Raw genomic sequence first — 21,702 nt, 5'->3', positions numbered from 1 at the left:
CGTTTTAGTGCCGGAAGCAGAGGGTTCCCCACTGGAACCCGGCACCGATCGCGGACATCACGAACACGTCGCCCTTGCGCAGCTCCCCGAACCGCGAGTGCAGCGCGGTGAACACCCCTGCCGACCCGGTGTTGCCGAGCCGGTCGAGCGTCACCGGTGCCTTCGCGGCGGGGACGCCGAGCTTGTCGAGCGCGGCGTTGATGATGTTCAGGTTGGCCTGGTGCAGGAAGAAGTGGTCGATCCGCTCGATCGGCACCTCCGCCTTCGCCGCCGCGGTGAGGATGCTGTCGGGCAGCCACCTCGTCGCGGTGTCCCAGACCGCCCTGCCGTTCATGGTGACGAAGTGCTCTCGTCGCTCCACGGTCGTCTCGCTCGTGGGCAGCCGTGAGCCGCCGGCCTTGATCTGCACGTCGTAGGACAGTTCGGAGCCGAAGTCCCAGGACACCAGTCCGCTGTCGCCGTCGCCGCGGTGCAGCACCGCCGCCGCGGCCGCGTCACCGAAGAAGATGCGGCTGGTGCGTTCCTGCGGGTCCGTGACGCGGCTGGCGCAGTCGGCCGCGATCACGAGCACCGTGCGGGCGGCCGACGACTGCAGCAGGTGTGCCGCGAGCAGCAACGCCTGCACTCCGTTGGCGCACGCCGCCTGCGTGACGTCGAGCGTCAACGCCCGGTGCGCCCCCAGGGCCTCCTTGACGATCAACGCCGTGGACGGCAGCGGCTGGTCCCAGGTGTAGGTGGCGACGATGATCACGTCGACGTCGCGGACGGTCGTCTCTGAGCTCACGAGCGCGTCCCTGGCAGCGGCGACGCACATGTCCGAGACGGCTTGGTCCGGTGCGAGCCAGCGCCGTTCGCGGATCCCGGTCCGGCTGGTGATCCACTCGTCGGACGTGTCGACCATGCCCGCCAGGTCGTCGTTGGTGACGATCCGTTCGGGCAGGTGGACACCGGTTCCCTTCAACGCCACCGGAATCACACGGAGCTCCTGGCGGTGTTGGTGGCGGGGGTGATCAGGTCGGCGAAGTCGACGTAGAACCGGCCGGACACGCACTCGGCGCCGAGCAGGATCCGGCGGGCGGCCTCGGCGGTGAGCGCGCCGCCGAGCGCCACGCCGGACGCGAGCTGCGGCCAGCTGCTGAGCGTCCTGCCGAGCTCGCCGAACGACGCGCGCAGTTCGGGGCTGATGCGTTCGGCGTCGACCATGGCGAGGATCAGGTCGACCTTTTGTTGTTTCGACAGGGTTTCGAGCTCGTCGGCGGTGACGTCGCCGATCAGGCCGTGCAGCAGCGGCCGGTGCGGTTCCTGGTCGAACCGCTCGACGTCGAGCATGCCGCGGTCGTTGCAGTCCATGACGACGGGGATGCCGCGCCGCCGTGCCGCCTCCCTGGCGGCGATCTTCGCGTACGGGGTGTCGCACTCCTCGACGATCAGGTCCAGGCCGTCGGCGAACTCGTCGAGGTTCTGCCGGGTGAGGCCGTCGGTGAAGATCTCGATGTCGAGGTAGGGGTCGATCTCGAACATCTGCCGCGCCGAGATGACGGCCTTGTTGACGCCGAGGTGGTGGACGCCCGCGCGCAGCCGGTTCAGGTTGGACAGACCGAACTCGTCGAAGTCGGCGAGCTTGAACCTGCCGCCGATGCCCTCGAGCGCGAACGTGACGGCGGCGCTGTTGCCGACCGAAAGGCCGATCACGCCTATCCTGCGGCCCAGCAACGACCTCTGCTGCGGGCGTTCGATCTTGCCGCGGTTGCGGTCGGTGCGGACGAGCCGGAACTCCTCGCGGGGCAGCACGTGCACGAGCCGCTGGGACCATGGGTAGTGGACCCAGGTGCCGTACTCCCAGTCGGTGAGGCCGCCGAGTTGCTCGTGCTTGCGCCGGGTCAGGTCCTCGTGCGGTGGCAGCCAGGGTTCGCGGCTGCGGATGAGTTCGTCGATCTGCGCGTCGATCGTGTCGTGGACCTCGCGGACCTGACCGGAGTCCAGAAGTCGTTGCAGCGCTTCCCGATCGGCCGCGACCGTTGGGGTGAGGAGGGTCGGTTGCCAGGTCGTGGTGTCCGCGTTGCCGTGGAGGTGGTGCGGCCGGCGGTGACTGAGCGCGACGGCAGGGGTGTGCTCGACCGCCGCCAGTTCCGGGAACTCTCCACGCATCCTCGTGACGAGTTCGTGGTATTCACCGGCGCCCGCCGCGACGTCGTGGAACATGATCACGACGTCCTCCGTGTAGTGCTCGACGTGTCGGCGCGTCCCCTCGACACACCGGAAGCCGAATCGTTCGTGGAACAGGTGCTGGCCGTCCTTCGTCCCGGACGTGCCGATCATCGCTTTCGCACCCAGAGCATGTGCGGCACCGATTGCGACGGCGTTCAAATAGGCGCCGAGCCCCAGTTTCCGGGCCCGATGTTCGACCACGAGTCGACTGTGCTCAAACGTTTCTTCGGACGTGACGCCGTACTCGCCGAGAATTCGTTCAAATCCGGCATCGCCGAGAAACGCCCGGGACTGGAACAGCTCGCCGGTCTCCGGCGTCGACAGCCTGATGTAGCCGAGAGGCGGCCCACCTGGCTCTTTGCGTGCGACGAAGTGCCAGGCGCCGTAGTCGAGGTCCTGATCGTCGACGTGCCGGCCGTCCTCGCTGCGGAACGCCGGCCGGCGTCCGCGATCGAAGAGAACCCGCGCCCGCAACTCGCGGACCGTTTCGACTATCTCATTGCTGACGACCGTGTCGGCGGAAGCTAAGAACGCACTCACGTGCCACTGCTGATACATCTGACGCGCCACCTCGAACAATGAGAAGAACGTTGATCGCGCGCACCTTAACCACAGTTGATCTTGACTGAGAAATCAAGATCCCTAACGGGTGAACTCCGCTTTCCCGTCATGCGACCGGCGCCGTCGTCCCGAACGGCCCCGCCCGGATCACGCTGTGTGGTCGCGTTCCCAGGCCGTGCCGTGGAAACGTTCTCATCGGACAGAAGCTGTGGAATCCACTACTAGTCCGGCTGTTCGAATGTGCCAACGGGGATCGCCTCGGGGAGCACCGCGGGATTCGGACTGACGGAGCGCAGAGCATGAGCAACTCCAGTGAGAAGGTTGTCGAGGCGCTGCGCGCGGCCGTGAAGGAGGCCGACCGCCTGCGCCGTGCCAACCGGCAACTGGTGGCCGCGGCCGGTGAGCCGGTGGCGATCATCGGCATGGCCTGCCGTTTCCCCGCCGGAATCACGTCCCCCGAACAACTCTGGGACCTGGTGTCCACCGGCAGGGACGCGATCACGGGCTTCCCGGCCGACCGCGGCTGGAACGTGGAGGAGTTGCTCGGCAGCGGGGTCGACGCCCGCGGCAACAGCGTGTCGGTGCAGGGCGGTTTCCTGCACGGCCTGGCCGACTTCGACCCGGCGTTCTTCGGCATCTCACCGCGCGAGGCGGTGACCATGGACCCGCAGCAACGCCTTCTGCTGGAAGTGTCCTGGGAGGCCCTGGAACGAGCCGGCATCGACCCGTCCACCCTGCGCGGCTCCCGCACGGGCGTGTTCATCGGCACCAACGGCCAGGACTACGAACACCTCCTGATCCGCGGCCTGGACGACGCGACCGGCGACGTCGGCACGGGCATCGCCGCCTCCGCCGAGTCGGGCCGGATCTCCTACGCGTTCGGCTTCGAGGGCCCGACCCTGACCGTCGACACGGCCTGCTCGTCTTCCCTCGTCTCCCTGCACCTGGCCGTGAACGCCCTGCGCGGCGGCGAGTGCACGCTCGCCCTGGCCGGCGGCGTGAACGTCATGTGCACCCCCGGCTCGCTGGTCGAGTTCTCGCGCCAGGGCGGCCTGGCCCGCGACGGCCGCTGCAAGGCGTTCTCCGACGACGCCGACGGCACCGGCTGGTCCGAGGGTGTCGGCGTGCTCGCCCTGGCCCGCCTGTCCGACGCGCAGGCCCTGGGACACCCCGTCTTGGCCGTGGTGCGCGGCTCGGCCGTCAACTCCGACGGCGCCTCCAACGGTTTCACCGCCCCGAACGGCCGCGCCCAGCAACGAGTCATCCGCGCCGCCCTGGACCGCGCCGGCCTCGGTCCGTCCGATGTGGACGTGGTGGAGGCGCACGGCACCGGCACCGCGCTGGGCGACCCGATCGAGGCCCGCAGCCTGCTGGCCGTGTACGGCGCGGACCGCCCGTCGCCTCTGCTGCTGGGTTCGGTGAAGTCGAACATCGGCCACACCCAGGCCGCCGCCGGTGTCGCGGGCATCATCAAGATGGTGCAGGCGATGCAGCACGGCGTCGTGCCCGCGACTCTGCACGTGTCTCAGCCTTCGACGCACGTCGACTGGTCCGCCGGTGACGTCTCCCTGGTGACCACGGCTCGGTCCTGGCCGGAGTCGGATCGCGCGCGGCGTGCCGCGGTGTCGTCGTTCGGCGTGTCGGGCACCAACGCGCACGTGATCATCGAGGCCGCCCCGACCGCCCAGGAATTGTCAGACCTGCCTGAGATGATTGGGTTGGGGGGTAGTTCCCCCCAGGGGGCCGGCCAATCCGAATCGATCCCGAAGAGCGCGGCGGGCTCGGTGCCGCTCGTGGTCTCGGCCAAGTCCGAAGCCTCCCTCCGCGCCCAGATCGACCGCATCCGCACTCATCCGGGCGACGCGCGCGACATCGGCCACTCCCTCGTCACCACCCGCACGCTCTTCGAACACCGCGCCGTCCTCCTGGCCGACACCGAGATCACCGGCCAGGCCAAGCGCACCGAGCTGGCGATGCTCTTCACCGGCCAAGGCGCGCAACGCCTCGGCATGGGCAAGCAACTCCACGCCCGCTACCCGGTCTTCGCGGAAGCCTTCGACGCCTGCACCACCCCCGAACTCAGACAGATCATCTGGGGCGACGACGAGGACCTGCTCAACCAGACCGGCAACGCCCAACCGGCGCTGTTCGCGTTCGAAGTCGCGCTCTACCGCCTCCTGCGGCACTTCGGCGTCGAACCCGCCCACCTCGCCGGCCACTCCATCGGCGAGATCGCCGCCGCGCACGTCGCCGGTGTCCTCAGCCTCGACGACGCCAGGACCCTCGTCACCGAACGCGCCCGCCTCATGCAGGCCCTCCCCCGCACCGGCGCGATGGTCGCCGTCCAAGCCTCCGAAGCCGACGTCACGCCGCACCTCACCGGCAACGTCAGCATCGCCGCCGTCAACGGCCCCGCCTCCGTCGTCATCGCGGGCGACGAAGAACCGACCCTCGAACTCGCCCAGCGCTGGAAGCACAAGCGTCTCCGCGTCTCGCACGCGTTCCACAGCCCGCTGATGGAACCGATGCTGAACGACTTCCGCGAAGCCATCGGCACCCTCACCTTCCACCAGCCGCAAATCCCGATCCAAACGCACGCGGACGTCACCAACCCCGAGTACTGGGTCCAGCACGTCCGCGACACCGTCCGCTTCCACGACAACGTCCAAGCCCTGCGAGGCAAGACGTTCCTGGAGGTCGGCCCGGACGGCGTGCTGGCCGCACTGGTCGAGGGCGCCATCCCGACGATCCGCAGGGACCGCGACGAGGTCGAGGCGTTCGAAACCGCACTGGCCCGCCTGCACGTCGGCGGCACGCGAGTCGACTGGCTGCCCTGCTACCCCGACGCCAGACGCGTCGACCTGCCCACCTACGCGTTCGAGCACGCGCCGTACTGGCCGTCGGTCTCGGTCAGCGCGGGCGACGCCACCGGACTCGGCCTCTCCCCCGCCGGGCACCCGCTGCTCGGCGCGGCGATGACCGTCGCCGGGTCGGGCGAACTGATCCTCACCGGCACGCTGTCCGGCGCGCAGTGGCCGGCCTTCCCCACGGCCGGATTCGTCGAGCTGGCGCTGAAAGCGGCGGACCTCACCGGCCACAGCGCGGTCGAGGAACTCACCACGATCGAACCGCTTCGGCCGGGCAACGGTTCCGTGCAGGTCCAGCTGCACGTCGGCACCGACGGCCGCTTCGCCCTGCACTCGCGTGCCGACCAGCAGGAGTGGGTCAGGCACGCCGAAGGCAGGCTCGGCACCGGCACGCAGCCCGAGAACATCGCCGTGTGGCCGCCGAAGGGCGCGCAGGTCGTCGACAGTTCCCACGACGAGAGCCTCCGCGCGGTCTGGCAGCGGAACGGGGAGATCTTCGCCGAGGTGGTGCTGTCTCAAGACGGCACCGGTTTCGGCATCCACCCGGCCTTGCTGGACGCCGCGCTGAACGCCGCGTCGTTCCTCGGCGTCGAGGGCGAACCCGCGGACTGGCGTTCGGTCACCCTGCACGCCACGGGCGCCGAAGTCCTCCGCGTCCGTCTGTCCGAAGAGGACGAACAGGTGAAGCTCACCGCCACCGACGCCAACGGGGAGGCGGTCCTGGACGCCGTCATCTCGTTCCGCGAGTTGGCGGCGACGCAACGCACCGAGCTGTACCGGCTCGACTGGGTCCCGATCGAGGTCCACGGCGCCAACGACTGGGCCGTGCTCGGCGAGGACCTCCTCGAACTCGGTGTTCCGGTCGTGGACTCGTTGGCGGGCGAGTTCACGCCGGACACCGTCCTCGTGCCGGTCACCGATTCCTGGCAGGCTCTGCTGCTGATCCAGGAGTCGCTCCTGACCTCCGCGCGACTGGCGTTCGTCACGCGAGGCGCCCTGTCCGGAGACGACCTGGCGGGCGCGGCCGTGTGGGGCCTGGTGCGGTCGGCGCAGGTCGAGCACCCCGGCCGGTTCCTGCTGCTGGACGTCGAGGACTCCCTCCCGGACGGCCTGACGTCGCTCTTCGACCTCGGCGAGACCCAGGCCGTCGTCCGCGACGGCGAGGTGCGCGTCGGCCGGTTCAGCCGCGCCGCCCACTCCACTGAACACTCGTGGAACGGCACAGTCGTCGTCACGGGTGACGTCCCCGAGATCGCGCACCACCTCAGCGAGCTACCAGGGGTGCGCGGGATCGTGACGATCACCGACTGGGACTCGCTGCCCGAAACCCTGTCCACCGTGGACGATCTGGCCGCGGTCGTGCACGCGGCCGACCTCCAGGACGACGGCGTCGTCGGCGCCCTGACACCGGACCGGCTCGACACCGTCTTCCAGGCCAAGGCCGACACGGCGTGGCTGCTGCACACGCTGTGCGGCGACGTCCCGTTCGTCGTGCTGACCTCGATCGCCGAGGTCGTCGGCGCGGTCGGCAAGGGCGCCCACGCCTCCGCGAACAGTTACCTCGAAGCCCTCGCCGCCCACCGCCGCGGTCTCGGCCTGCCGGGCCTGGCACTCGCGATGGACACGTGGGACCCGGCCCTGTTCGACGCCGCGATCGGGACCGACGAGGCGTTCCTCGCGCCGTTCGTGCCCGAGCGCGCCCGCCCAGGGCGCCGCACCGCCTCGAACGCCCGCAGCGGCGGCCTCGCGCTGAAGCTCACCGGCCTCCCCTCCGCCGACCGGCTGCCGTTCGTCGTCGAGGTGGTCCGCGAGGAGGCCGCGAAGGTCATCCACGCCGGCGCGATCGCGGAAGACAGGGAGTTCCGCGCGCTCGGCTTCGACTCGCTCACCGCCATCGAACTGCGCAACGCCCTCGCCCTGGCCACCGGCCTCTCGCTGCCAGCGACGCTGATCTTCGACTACCCGACCCCGCAGGCCGTCGCCGAGCACCTCCTCGCCGAACTGACCGGTGAGGGTCTCTCCGACGACGTCGTCGCCCAGGGCCAGGCCGATCCCGACGACCCGATCGTGATCGTCGGCATGGCCTGCCGCCTGCCCGGCGACGTCAACTCGCCGGAGGACCTGTGGCAGTTGCTCGTGACCGGCGGCGACGGCGTCACGACGTTCCCCCACGACCGCGGCTGGGAGGCCGAGGCGATGGGCGGCACCGTCGAGGGCGGCTTCCTGCACGGCGCGACGCAGTTCGACGCGGGCTTCTTCAGCATCTCCCCACGCGAAGCCCTCGCCATGGACCCGCAGCAACGCCAGCTCCTAGAGGTCGCCTGGGAGGCCGTCGAACGAGCCGGCATCGACGCGACGTCGTTGCGCGGCACGAAGACCGGCGTCTACATCGGCACGAACGGCCAGGACTACACGAACCTGATCCTGCGCTCCCGCAACGAGGTCGAGGGCCACGCGTCAACGGGCCTGTCATCTGCGGTGATCTCCGGCCGCCTCTCCTACACCTTCGGCCTCGAAGGACCCGCCCTCACCGTCGACACCGCCTGCTCGGCCTCGCTGGTCGCCCTGCACCTGGCCGTGAACTCGATCCGCTCCGGCGAGTCGACGATGGCCCTGGTCGGCGGCGTGACGGTGATGTCGACCCCGATGAGCTTCGCCGGTTTCAACGCCCAGGGCGGCCTGGCCGGTGACGCGCGGTGCCGTTCGTTCTCCGAGGACGCCAACGGCACGGGCTGGGCGGAAGGCGTCGGCGTGCTGGTGATCGAACGCCGGTCCGACGCCCTGCGCGCGGGCCACCAGATCCTCGCCGTGGTGCGCGGCTCCGCCATCAACCAGGACGGCGCCTCGAACGGCCTGACCGCACCGAACGGCCCCGCGCAGCAACGCGTGATCCGCCAGGCCCTCGCCAACTCCGGTCTGTCCACTTCGGACGTCGACGCCGTCGAGGCGCACGGCACCGGCACCGTCCTGGGCGACCCGATCGAGGCCCAGGCCCTGCTGGCGACGTACGGCCAGAACCGCACGTCGCCGCTCCTGCTGGGTTCCATCAAGTCGAACATCGCCCACGCCCAGGCCGCCGCCGGTGTCGCGGGCGTGATCAAGCTCGTCCTGTCGCTGCGCAACGGCGTGCTGCCGCGCACCCTGCACGTGACGTCACCGACCTCGCACGTGGACTGGTCGGCGGGCAACGTGTCGCTGCTGACCGAGAACACCCCGTGGCCCGCGGTGGACCGCCCTCATCGCGCCGGCATCTCGTCGTTCGGCCTGTCCGGCACCAACGCGCACGTGATCATCGAGGCCGCTCCGAGCGCTCAGGAATTGTCAGACCTGCCTGAGATGATTGGGATGGGGGGTAGTTCCCCCCAGGGGGCCGGCCAATCCGAATCGATCCCGAAGAGCGCGCCGGCCTCGGCAGGCGCGGCAAGCACCCCCAATTCGACGGGCCCGGCGCCGTTGCTCCTGTCGGCGAAGTCGCCCGAAGCCCTCCAAGCGCAGATCGACCAGATCAACGCCCTCGTCCAGAGCGGCGCGAACGCACAAGACGTCGCCTACTCCCTGCTGCACCACCGCGTGATGTTCGACCATCGCGCCGTGCTGCGAGACGGCACGACACTGGCAGAAGGCATCGCCTCCCCCAAAACGCTCGCATTCCTGTTCAGCGGCCAAGGCGCACAACGCCTCGGCATGGGCAAAGATCTGTACGAAACCCAGCCGGTCTTCAAAGCCGCACTCGACGAGATCGCCCAGCACCTCGACGTCACCCCGGTCATGTGGGGCGACGACGCCGACGCGCTCAACCAGACCGGCAACACGCAGCCCGCCCTGTTCGCCTTCGAGGTCGCCCTCTACCGCCTCGCCGAAAGCACCGGCCTCACCCCGAAGTACCTGGCGGGCCACTCGATCGGCGAGATCGCCGCCGCCCACGTCGCCGGCGTCCTCACCCTCGAAGACGCCGCCGAACTCGTCCAGGCACGCGCCCGACTCATGCAGGCCCTCCCCCAGACCGGCGCGATGATCGCGATCCAGGCCACCGAAGCCGAGATCACCCCGCTCCTCACCGAGAACGTCTCCATCGCCGCCGTCAACGCGGAGAACTCCCTCGTCATCGCAGGCGACGAGAACGAAGCACAGCGGATCGCCGCCAAGCTCAAGGGCCGCAAGTCCACCCGCCTCAAGGTGAGCCACGCGTTCCACAGCCCCCTGATGGAACCGATGCTCAACGACTTCCGCGACGCCATCAGCACCCTCACCTTCCACCAGCCGCAAATCCCGATCCAAACGCACGCGGACGTCACCAACCCCGAGTACTGGGTCCAGCACGTCCGCGACACCGTCCGCTTCCACGACAACGTCGAAGCCCTGAAGGCCAAGGGCGCCAACGCGTTCCTGGAGATCGGCCCCAACGGCGTCCTGAGCGGCCTCACCGACGCCGTCCCCGCCCAGCGCCGCGACCAGACCGAGACCGACGCGTGGCTGACCGCACTGGCCCGCCTGCACGTCATCGGCGTCAAGGTCGACTGGCAGCTCGACGGCCGCGCGATCGACCTGCCCACCTACCCGTTCCAGCACGAGCGCTACTGGCCGGAGATCGCCCAGGCACCGGCGGCCGGCCGCGACCCGATCGACGCCGAGTTCTGGGCCGCCGTCGAACAGCAGGACGCCGGCCAGCTCGCCGCGACGCTCGACATGGACCCGCAGACCTGGGCCGGTGTGCTGCCGGGCCTGTCGGCCTGGCGGCAGAAGCGGTCCGCCAAGTCCACTGTGGACTCCTGGCTGCACGAGGATTCGTGGACGCCCATCACCGGCCTCAAGCCCGCGCAAGGCTCGTGGTTCGTCGCGGTGCCGATGTCGCTGTCCGAGGACGCCTGGGTGCAGACGTTGCTCGCCTCTCTCGGCAACGACGTCACGGTGCTCGAGGTGGCGTGGGCCGACCGCGAGTACCTGACCGGGCAGCTGGTCGAGTTCAACCAGAAGCGCTACACGGGCGTGATCTCGTTGCTGGCGCTGGACGATCTCGACGAACTGGCGCCGGTCGTCGGCACGACCGCGCTCATCCAGGCGTTGGGCGACGTGGACATCAACGCGCCGTTGTGGGTGATCACGCGCGGCGCGGTGTCGACCGGACGCCACGACCTGCTCACGCAGCCGTGGCAGACCGGTGTGTGGGGCCTGGGACGCGTCGCGTCGCTGGAGTACCCGCAGCGCTGGGGCGGTCTGGTCGACCTGCCGGACGACATCGACGACCGCATCGCGCACCGGTTCACGTGCGTGCTGTCCAGCGACGAGGACCAGACGGCGGTCCGGTCCGCCGGGGTGTTCGGCAGGCGCGTTGTCGTTGGCGCGCAAGCGAACGGTGTCGAGTGGACGCCATCCGGAACCGTGGTGCTCACCGGCGGTACCGGCGCTCTCGGCGCGCACCTGGCCCGTGACTTCGCCCGGCGCGGCGCCGCGAAGATCGTCCTGGTCAGCAGGCGCGGCCTCGGTTCCCCAGGCGCTGTGGACCTCCAGGCCGAGATCACCGCGCTCGGAGCGGAAACCGTTGTCGTGGCGTGTGACGTCGCCGACCGGGACGCCGTCGCCGAGCTGCTGACGCCGGACGTCAAGGCCGTCGTGCACGCGGCCGGTGTGCTCGACGACATGATGTTCGACAGCCTGACGCCCGACGCGTTCACCAAGGTGTTCGAGTCGAAGGTGAACTCGGCGTTCGTCCTCGACGACCTGACGCGCGGCATGGACCTGGACGCGTTCGTGCTGTTCTCGTCGGTGGCGGGCTCGGTCGGCAACATGGGCCAGGGCAACTACGCCGCCGCGAACTCCGTGCTCGACGCGATCGCCCAGCAACGCCACCAGGCGGGCCGTGCCGCGACGTCGATCGCCTGGGGTGCCTGGGCGGGCGACGGCATGGCGGGCGACGACCGCGTCGCCGAGCACATCAAGCAGGTCGGCGCGGCGTCGCTGGACCCGGACCTCGCGATCACCGCGCTGCGTCACCTCGTCGCGCACGGCACGCCCACGGCGGTCGTGGCGGACCTGCGCGCGCCGCAGCTGCTGATGGCGTTGCTGAGCCTGCGCCCGACGCCGGTGATGTCCGAACTGCCCGGCGCCCGCGAGGCGCTGGACGAACTCGCCGCCGCCCGCGCCGAGAGCGACTCGGCCGCCGCGGAGTTCCGGCGTTCGCTGCGATCCCTGCCCGCCGACGAACGCGTCAGCCCGGTGCTCGACCTCGTCCGCACGCGTGCGGCGGTGGTGCTCGGGCACGCGGGCAAGGAGGCGGTCGCGTCCGACAAGGCGTTCCGCGACATCGGTTTCGACTCGCTGACCGCCGTCGACCTGCGCAACCACCTCTCCTCGATCACGGGACTCGCGCTGCCCGCCAGCCTGGTGTTCGACTACCCGACACCGCTGGCGCTCGCGGAGTTCCTGCTGGACGAGCTCCTCGGCGACACCTCCGTCATCGCCGAGGAGCACGTTCGCCTCGCGGACGCCGACGACATCGCGATCGTCGGCATGGCCTGCCACTTCCCCGGCGGCATCGACTCGCCGGACGACCTGTGGCGCGTGCTGATGGCGGGCGAGGACGTGATCACGTCGTTCCCGGCGGACCGCGGCTGGGACACGACCGAACCCATCCGCGGCGGATTCCTCGACGGTGCCGCGGACTTCGACGCGTCCTTCTTCGGCATCTCCCCGCGCGAAGCCCTCGCGATGGACCCGCAGCAACGTCTCCTGCTCGAAACCTCCTGGGAGGCCTTCGAACGCGCGGGCATCGATCCCGCTCAGCTGCGCGCCTCACGGACCGGTGTCTTCGTCGGCACCAACGGCCAGGATTACCAGCACGTCGTGATGGCCTCCAACGAAGACCTCGAAGGCCACGCGGGCACGGGCCTGGCCGCATCGGTGATCTCCGGCCGCATCTCCTACGCGCTGGGCCTGGAAGGACCCGCCGTCACCGTCGACACCGCCTGCTCCTCAGCCCTGGTCGCGCTGCACCTGGCCGCCCAGTCACTGCGCGGCGGCGAATGCTCCCTGGCCCTGGCCGGCGGCGTCACGGTCATGGCGACCCCCACCTCGTTCTCGGGCTTCTCCCGCCAGGGCGGCCTCGCTCAGGACGGCCTGTGCAAGGCGTTCTCCGACTCCGCGGACGGCACGGTCTGGTCCGAAGGCGTAGCCGTCCTGGTGGTAGAGCGCCACTCCGACGCGGTCGCAGCCGGACACCCGGTGCTAGCGCTGGTCCGCGGCTCCGCGTTCAACTCCGACGGCGCCTCCAACGGCCTCACCGCCCCGAACGGCCCCTCGCAGCAACGCGTGATCCGCGCGGCCCTCGCCTCGGGCGGCCTGTCGGTGTCCGATGTGGACGCCGTCGAGGCTCACGGCACGGGCACCGTCCTGGGCGACCCGATCGAGGCGCACGCCCTGTTGGCCACCTACGGCCAGAACCGCGCCGAACCTCTGCTACTCGGCTCCGTGAAGTCCAACCTGGGCCACACGCAGGCGGCAGCGGGCGCGGCGGGCGTGATCAAGATGGTGCTGGCGATGCACCACGGCCAACTCCCCCGCACCCTGCACGTCACCTCGCCCTCCTCCCACATCAACTGGTCCACGGGCGCCGTCGAACTCCTGACCTCCGCCACCACCTGGCCCGCGGTGGACCGGCCTCGGCGCGCGGGCGTCTCGTCGTTCGGCATCTCCGGCACGAACGCGCACGTGATCTTGGAAGCACCGGGCACTCCGGAACTGTCAGACCTGCCTGAGATGATTGAGATGGGGGGTAGTTCCCCCCAGGGGGCCGGCCAATCCGTATCGATCCCGAAAGGCGAGACGAAGTCGGCGCACCCCGCAGACACGGCGAGCGCGGCAGGCACACCAGACGCGGCGGGCACCGCAGGCGCGGCGGGCACCGCAGGCGCGGCGACTCCGACGAGTGCGGTGCCGTTGCTCGTGTCGGCGAAATCAGCGGGCTCGCTGCGCGCCCAGGTCGAGCGGATCAAGGCCGTTCTCGCCGCCGGAGCGAACCCGCTCGACGTCGCCCACACCCTGTCGAAGCGGTCGCGGTTCGCCCACCGCGCGGTCCTGATCGACGGCGAGGAAGTCGCGAACGGGACCGCCGGCGAGCACACGCTCGCCGTGCTCTTCTCCGGCCAGGGCTCGCAGCGCCTCGGCATGGGCAAGGACCTGTACGAGCGGTTCAGCACGTTCGCGGACACGTTCGACGCCGTCCTCGCCCACTTCGAACCTGGCCTGCGCGACCTCATCTGGGGCGCTGACGCCGACGCGCTCGACCAGACCGGCAACGCTCAGCCCGCCCTGTTCGCGTTCGAGGTGGCGCTGTTCCGGCTGCTGGAGGAGTTCCGGATCAAGCCAGCCCACGTCGCGGGCCACTCCATCGGCGAGATCGCGGCCGCCCACGTCGCCGGAGTCCTCACCCTCGAAGACGCCGCCAAGCTCGTCCAGGCACGCGCCCGCCTCATGCAGGCCCTCCCGCGAACCGGCGCGATGATCGCTGTCCAGGCCACCGAGGCCGAGGTCGCGCCGCACCTCACCCGGAACGTGTCGATCGCCGCGGTCAACGCTCTCAACTCCGTCGTCCTCGCCGGCGACGAACAAGAAGCCGACGCCATCGCGGCCAACTGGAAGCACAAGCGACTCCGCGTCAGCCATGCGTTCCACTCGCCGTTGATGGAGCCGATGCTGGACGACTTCCGCGAGGCGATCAGCGGGCTCACGTTCCACGCACCGGTTGTAGGAATGTCAACATCCGGCGACGTCACCACCGTCGACTACTGGGTGAACCACGTCCGCGACACCGTCCGGTTCCACGACAACGTGCAGGCGCTCAGGAGCAAGGGCGTCACTCGGTTCATCGAGGTCGGACCGGACAGCGTCCTGTCGGCCCTGGTCGACGGCGTGCCTACGGTGAGGCGTGACAGGACTGAACTGCACAGCTTGATGACTGCACTCAGTCAAGTACATGTTGACGGAATCAATGTTGACTTGACTCAGATGTTGATTCGAGGTGTACAAATCAACATCCCGACGTACGCCTTCGAGCGCGAGCGGTTCTGGCCGAAGGCATCCGTCGGCGGACGTACAGGCGACCTCACGGCCTATGGCCTCGCATCGGGCGGACACCCGCTTCTCGGCGCGGCGGTCACCGTCGCGAGCACCGACGAGTTGGTGCTCAGCGGACGGCTCGCGAAGGCGACGCATCCGTGGCTCGGCGAGACGTTCCCGGCGACCGGGTTCCTGGACTTCGCGATCCGCGCGGGAGACCTCGTCGGCTGCGATCGCGTCGAACATCTCGCCACGGCCGTGCCGTTGCGTCTGCCGGAACGTGACGCCGTCGCCGTGCAGGTGCGCGTCGGCCCACCGCAGGACGGCAAGCGCACGGTGAGCGTGCACGCCCAGCACGGCGACACGTGGGTGGAGCACGCCACGGGCACGCTCACCACCGAGCCGTACCACGCGACGTTCACCGGTGACGGCATCGAAGTCGAACTGCCCGACGGCGTGGACGACGCCGCAACGTTCGGTGTGCACCCGTTGTTGTTGGCGCAGGCCCTCGAAGGCACGAGCGAACTGCTTGGCGAGGGCGTGCCGTTCGAGTGGCGAGACGTGTCGCTGCACGCCATCGGTCCGGAGCGGCTGAAGGTCCAGCTCACGCGTATCGGCGACGCCGTCGAGGTTGCGGCCGCCGACGCCGAGGGCAACCCCGTGTTGTCCGTGCGCGCGTTGACCGTGCACGTACCTGAGGTTCCGCAAGACCAGCGGGTGCGTGAGGCGTTGTTCCAGGTGAACTGGGTGCCGGCGCGACTCGGCGAGGCGTCCGAGATCAACGCCCGAATCGTCGAGGTTCGGGGCGGCATCGACGCCGAGGCCGCACACCGGGCGACGATCGAGGCGTTGGAGGTTCTGCAGAACACCGACGAGCGCACGGTGTTCGTCACGCGGGGCGCTCAGGAGCCTGTCCGCGATCTTGGTGCGGCGTCGGTCTGGGGCCTGGTGCGGGCCGCGCAAGCCGAGGATCCCGGACGTTTCCTGCTGATCGACCTCGACGAGTCGAGCACCGTGGAACCCGGCATGCTCGTGAGCGAGGAGCAGCAGCTCGTCGTGCGCGACGGCGTCTCCTACGCCGGTCGGCTGGCGCGCCTGGGCGAACACGAGACGCGGCCCGTCGACTGGTCCGGCACCGTGCTGATCACCGGTGGTACCGGTGGCCTGGGTGCGGAACTGGCGCGGCACCTCGTCGCGTCCGGAGCACGAAGCCTGCTGCTCCTGAGCCGGCGCGGACCCGACTCCCCTGGCGCGTTGGAGCTGCGGGCGGAACTGATCGCGCACGGCGCCATCGTCACGATCGCCGCCTGCGACGTCGCCGACCACGACGCGCTGGCCGCCGTCCTCAATGGACACGACGTGACCACTGTCGTGCACACGGCGGGAGTGCTGGACGACGGCGTGATCGCGTCGATGACGCCCGAGCGGCTGACGAAGGTGTTGCGGCCCAAGGTGGACGCGGCCTGGAACCTGCACTCGCTCGTGCCGGAGGCGCAGTTCGTCCTGTACTCGTCGGTGTCCGGCGTCCTCGGCACCGCGGGCCAGGGCAACTACGCGGCGGGCAACGCGTTCCTCGACGCGCTGGCCCAGTACCGGCGTTCGCTCGGGCTGCACGCGGTGTCGCTGGCGTGGGGCGCGTGGACGTCCGAGGTCGGCATGACCGGGCAGATGGACGCGGCGGCGTTCGAGCGGCTGGAGAAGTCCTCGATGCCGCCGATCTCTCTGGAGCTCGGCCTGGCGCTGTTCGACGCGGCGGTCACCACAGACGCGGCGCAGGTCGTGCCCGCACGGGTGATCAGCGGCACCACGAACGGCATGGTGCCGCCGCTGCTGCGCGACCTCGTGCGCGGCGGGCGCCGAACCGCGGCGAACCGCTCCGACGTGCAGCTCGGCCCGGACCGTCTGGTGGACCTGGTGCTGTCCGAAGCCGCCGCCGTCCTCGGACACGGATCCGCGGCGACGATCGACGCCGGTCTGGAGTTCAGCCAGCTCGGCTTCGACTCGCTGACGTCCGTCGAACTGCGCAACCGCCTCGACGCGGCCACCGGCCTCACGCTCCCGGCGACGCTCGTCTTCGACTACCCGACTCCCCAGGCACTCGCCGCCCACCTGGCCGTCGAACTGTTCGGCGGCACCGCCGAGACCGAGTCGTTCGCGGGCGCCGTCAGCGACGAGCCGATCGCGATCGTGGGCATCGGCTGCCGGTTCCCCGGCGACGTCATGAGCCCCGACCAGCTCTGGGACCTGGTGGCGGCCGGACGGGACGCGATCAGCGGCTTCCCGGCGGACCGCGGCTGGGACGCGGGCGTGGTCGGCGACGGCGCCGGGCAGTCGGTGACCGGCCACGGCGGCTTCCTGAACGGCATCGCGGACTTCGACCCGGCGTTCTTCGGCATCTCCCCGCGCGAGGCCGTCGCGATGGACCCGAACCAGCGCCTCGTCCTCGAAACCGCCTGGGAGGCCCTCGAACACGGCGGACTCGACCCGCTGGCCCTGCGCGGTTCGCGCACCGGCGTCTTCCTCGGCGCCGGCGGCCTCGAATACGGCCAGCTCGTGATCAACTCCGAACAGGCCCGTGAGGGCTTCTCCAGCACCGGAACGTCTCCGAGCGTCGTGTCCGGCCGCCTCTCTTACGTACTCGGTCTGGAAGGACCGTCGATCACGGTCGACACGGCGTGCTCGTCGTCGTTGGTGGCGCTGCACATGGCCGTGTCCGCGCTACGGAACGGTGAGTGCACTCTGGCGCTCGCAGGCGGCGTGCAGACGTTGGTGTCGCCAGGCACTTTCATGGAGTTCAGCCAGCAGGGCGGCCTCGCGCGTGACGGCCGATGCAAGGCGTTCTCCGATTCCGCCGATGGCACCGCATGGGCTGAGGGCGTCGGCGTGCTCGTGGTCGAGCGTCTGTCCGACGCGCTCGCTGCTGAGCATGACGTGCTCGCGATCGTGCGCGGTTCCGCGGTGAACTCGGACGGCGCCTCCAACGGCCTGACCGCACCCAACGGTCCGTCGCAGCAACGTGTGATCCGTGCGGCGCTCGCTGCTGCCGGGTTGTCGACGTCCGATGTGGACGCCGTGGAAGCGCACGGCACCGGAACGGCCTTGGGCGACCCGATCGAGGCGCAGGCACTGCTCGCGACCTACGGCCAGGACCGCGCGGAGCCACTGCTGCTGGGTTCGCTGAAGTCGAACATCGGCCACTCGCAGGCCGCGTCGGGCGTGGCGTCGGTGATCAAGATGGTGATGGCGATGCGGCACGGCGTCCTGCCGCGCACCCTGCACGTCACCGCACCGTCGTCGCACGTGGACTGGTCGGCGGGGTCGGTGTCGCTGCTGACTTCGGCGACCGCGTGGCCCGCGGTGGACCGGCCCCGGCGCGCGGGCGTCTCGTCGTTCGGCATCTCCGGCACGAACGCGCACGTGATCTTGGAAGCACCGAACGCCCCAGAACTGTCAGACCTGCCTGAGATGATTGGGATGGGGGGTGAATCCCCCCAGGGGGCCAGCCAGTCCGAATCGATCCCGAACGACGAGGCCAAGTCGGCGCATGCCGCAGACACGGTGCCGTTGATCGTATCCGCGAAATCGGCCGACGCGGTGCGCGCGCAGATCGAGCGGATCACCGACTTCGCCGAACGAACCGGGGCGAGCGCGCACGACGTCGGGTTCTCGTTGCTCAGCCGGTCGCGCTTCGACCACCGGGCGGTCCTGCTCGACGGCGCCGAAATCGCCACCGGACAGGCGAGCAAGAAGAAGCTCGCGGTGCTGTTCTCCGGGCAGGGCTCGCAGCGGCTCGGGATGGGCCGGGAGCTGTACGAGCGGTTTGGAGCATTCAAAGCCGCGTTCGACGAGGTCGATCGACACCTCCACATCAAGAACGTCGTCTGGGGCGCGGACGAGGCCGAGCTGAACAGCACGGCCAGTACGCAGCCCGCGCTGTTCGCGATCGAGGTCGCTCTCCACCGGCTCGCCGAGAGCTTCGGCGTCGAGGCCGACGTGGTCACCGGGCACTCGGTCGGCGAGATCGCGGCCGCGCACGTCGCCGGCGTGTTCAGCCTCGAAGACGCGGCGACGCTCGTCCGGGCACGCGCGAACCTGATGCAGGCGTTGCCCGCCAACGGTGCGATGTTCGCGGTCAGGGCGAGCGAGAGCGATGTCATCAAGCACCTCGACGACGCCGTGTCCATCGCGGCGGTCAACGGGGAGAACGCGGTGGTCATCGCGGGCGACGAGGCACAGGCGCGGAAGATCGCCGGGAACTGGGAGCACAAGCAGCTCAAGGTCAGCCACGCGTTCCACTCCCCGCTGATGGACCCGATGCTCGACGACTTCCGCGACGCCATCCAGCACATCCGGTTCCAGGAGCCGAAGATCCCGGTGCAGGCGACCGGGGACGTCACGACGGCCGAGCACTGGGTTCGGCACGTGCGGGACGCGGTGCGGTTCGCGGACAACGTTGCGCACATCGGCGACGCCACGTTCCTGGAGATCGGGCCGGACGGGGTGCTGAGTGCGCTGGTCGACGGTGCGATTCCGGCGCTGCGCAAGGACAAGGACGAGGTCACGGCGTGGACGACGGCGCTGGCGAGGTTGTTCGTGCAGGGGGTGGACGTCGACTGGGCGCCGTTCTTCTCCAAGAACAACAAGATCAAGCTGCCCACCTATGCGTTCCAGCACGACCGGTACTGGCCCACGCCCCGCAAGCACAGCGGTGACGTCGGGCTCGGGCCGGTGGACCACCCGGTGCTCGGTGCCGCGATGACGCTCGCCGGGTCCGATGCCGTGGTGTTCACCAACAGGCTCACGGAAGATCACCCCGAGGCCGCGTTCGCGGAGATCGCGTTCCGGGCGGCCGATCAGGTCGGGTGCGGGCTCGTCGAGGAGCTGGTCGTCAGCGGGCCGTTGACGGCGGGCGTGTTGCAGGTGTCGGTTTCGCCGCCACAAGAAGGAAAGCGGCAGCTCACCGTCCACACACGACAGGGTGACGAATGGGTGCGACTGGCAAGTGGCGTGCTCGAGGAAGGTGAGTACGCGAACGACTTCCCGGTCGGTGAGTGGCCCCCGAAGGGAGCGGTCGAGATCGGGGAGAACACGTGGCAGCTCGGGGACGCCACGTTCGCCGAGGTGTCGCTGGAATCCGGCGACGCCAACCAGTACGGCGTACATCCCGAGCTCATCCAGAAGGCGATGCTCGGCGAGGACGTGCCGCTGGAGTGGCGGAGTCTGTCGCTGCACGCGATCGGCGCGTCGACGCTGAGGGTCCGGCATCTGGGTGGCGCGATCGACGCCGTTGACGGGCAAGGGTCGCCGGTGTTCTCGGCACGGACCGTGGTCCTCGGCTCGCCTCTGACGAAACAACAGCAGCAGGATTCGCTGTTCCGGCTGGAGTGGGTGCCCGCGCCGCGGTTCGCCGAGATGGAGGCGGCCGTCGTCGAGGTCAGTGGCGGCGAGGACTACGTCGAGGACGCTCATTCTCTTGCTGTGCAGGCACTTCACACGGTTCAGCAGGACGAGCGGGTCGTGTTCGTGAAGCGTGGCGACGACCTGGCGGCGTCGACGGTGTGGGGGCTGGTCAGGTCGGCGCAGTCGGAGAACCCCGGGCGGTTCCTGCTGGTCGACACGGACGACTCCGCGCCGGTGCCGATCGGGTTGCTGGACGCGGGCGAGACGCAGGCGCGGGTGCGGGACGGGCAGGTCCAGGTCGCTCGGCTCGCGCGCGTCACCGACGCCGTCGAGACCGCGAAATGGGATCCGGAAGGCACGGTGCTCATCACCGGCGGAACGGGTGGGCTGGGCGCGGAGCTGGCGCGTCACCTCGTCGCGGAACGGCGTGCCAAGCGGCTGCTGCTCGTCTCGCGGCGTGGGCCGGACGCACCGGAAGCCGTTGCGTTGCAGGCGGAACTGACGGCGCACGGTGCGGACGTCACGATCGCCGCCTGCGACATCGCGGACCTCAAGGCGGTCAGGAAGGTGTTGAAGGGCGTCGAGTTGACGGCCGTCATCCACACGGCGGGTGTGCTCGATGACGGCATCATCGGGTCGCTGACGCCGGAGCGGCTCGCCACCGTTCTCACGCCCAAGGTCAACGGCGCGTGGAACCTCCACGAGGCCACGAAGAAGCAGAAGCTCAAGGCGTTCGTGCTGTATTCGTCGGTCTCGGGCATCGTGGGCGCGCCGGGACAGGGCAACTACGCCGCCGCGAACGCGTTCCTGGACGCACTCGCCGTCCACCGGCGCGAGCGGGGTCTGCCGGCGACGTCGCTGGCGTGGGGTCCATGGGCGCAGTCGAGTGGCATGACGGCGCATCTGCAGGAAGGCGCTATCGATCGCATGGGACGGGGCGGGATGCCACCGTTGAGCGTCGAGGAGGGCATGCGGCTGTTCGACGACGCCACGTCGCGTGACGAGGCGTTCCTGGTGCCGGCGCGGATCAGCACCGGCCGTTCGGACGGGCCCGTCGCGGCGGTGTTGCGCGGTCTGGTCCGCGGTGGCAAACGGGCAGCAGGGGCGTCCACTGTGGACTACGGGGCGACCCTGGCGGCGCTGCCCGCGGAGGACCAGCTCCAGCACGTCCTCGACCTGGTGCGCGGGCACGCGGCCGGCGTCCTCGGGCACGCGACGCCTGTGGCGATCGACCACGACAAGCAGTTCCGCGACCTCGGTTTCGACTCGCTGACCGCCGTGGAGCTGCGCAACAGCATCGCGGCCGCCGCCGGGCTCAAGCTCGCGGCGACGCTCGTCTTCGACTACCCCACGCCCGCCGAACTGGCCGCGCACCTGCACGGTCTGCTGGTCGGCGCGCAGGACGAACGGCCCGCGCTCACCACCGAGCTCGACCAGGTGGAGATCGCCCTCGCAGCCGGAACGCCGGGGGTCGCGGCGCGGCTGCGCAAGCTGCTCGCCCAGTACGGCGGCACGGCCAAGAAGGAAGCCGCGCGCGAACGCCTCACCGAGGCCTCCGCGGACGACGTGTTCGCGTTCATCGACAACGAGCTCGGCCGACGCACCGAGCGCTGAC

General features: G+C 69.9%; 4 protein-coding genes. 2 read left to right on the top strand and 2 right to left on the bottom strand.

Annotated features, from left to right (window positions below; translation table 11 throughout):
- Positions 1-4: 4 nt before the first annotated feature.
- Positions 5-976 (bottom strand): 3-oxoacyl-ACP synthase III family protein, encoded by a 972-nt coding sequence (locus ACIQF0_RS08295; protein ID WP_401026061.1) that lies wholly within the window; start codon positions 974-976, stop codon positions 5-7.
- Positions 973-2,202 (bottom strand): ThiF family adenylyltransferase, encoded by a 1,230-nt coding sequence (locus tag ACIQF0_RS08290; protein WP_401027756.1) that lies wholly within the window; start codon positions 2,200-2,202, stop codon positions 973-975. The genes ACIQF0_RS08295 and ACIQF0_RS08290 overlap by 4 nt, the downstream gene beginning before the upstream one ends.
- 21 nt (positions 2,203-2,223) lie before the next feature.
- On the opposite strand from ACIQF0_RS08290, the gene ACIQF0_RS08285 reads away from it, so the two are divergent.
- Entirely contained in the window at positions 2,224-2,736 is a 513-nt protein-coding gene (locus tag ACIQF0_RS08285) for a hypothetical protein (protein WP_401026058.1), read from the top strand.
- A gap of 332 nt (positions 2,737-3,068) precedes the next feature.
- Positions 3,069-21,701, top strand: a complete 18,633-nt coding sequence (locus tag ACIQF0_RS08280; protein WP_401026055.1) for a type I polyketide synthase — start codon at positions 3,069-3,071, stop codon at positions 21,699-21,701.
- Position 21,702 lies beyond the last annotated feature (1 nt).

The organism is Lentzea sp. NPDC092896 (assembly GCF_044754905.1).
Lineage (GTDB): Bacteria > Actinomycetota > Actinomycetes > Mycobacteriales > Pseudonocardiaceae > Lentzea.
Note: the sequence above shows the minus strand (reverse complement) of the source record. Positions and strands in the feature narration are given on the sequence as shown.

Bases quoted from the DNA above. Each gene is read 5' to 3' on its own strand.
- ACIQF0_RS08290 (WP_401027756.1), bottom strand. From the start codon at position 2,202: ATGTTCCACGACGTCGCGGCGGGCGCCGGTGAATACCACGAACTCGTC.
- ACIQF0_RS08280 (WP_401026055.1), top strand. From the start codon at position 3,069: ATGAGCAACTCCAGTGAGAAGGTTGTCGAGGCGCTGCGCGCGGCCGTG.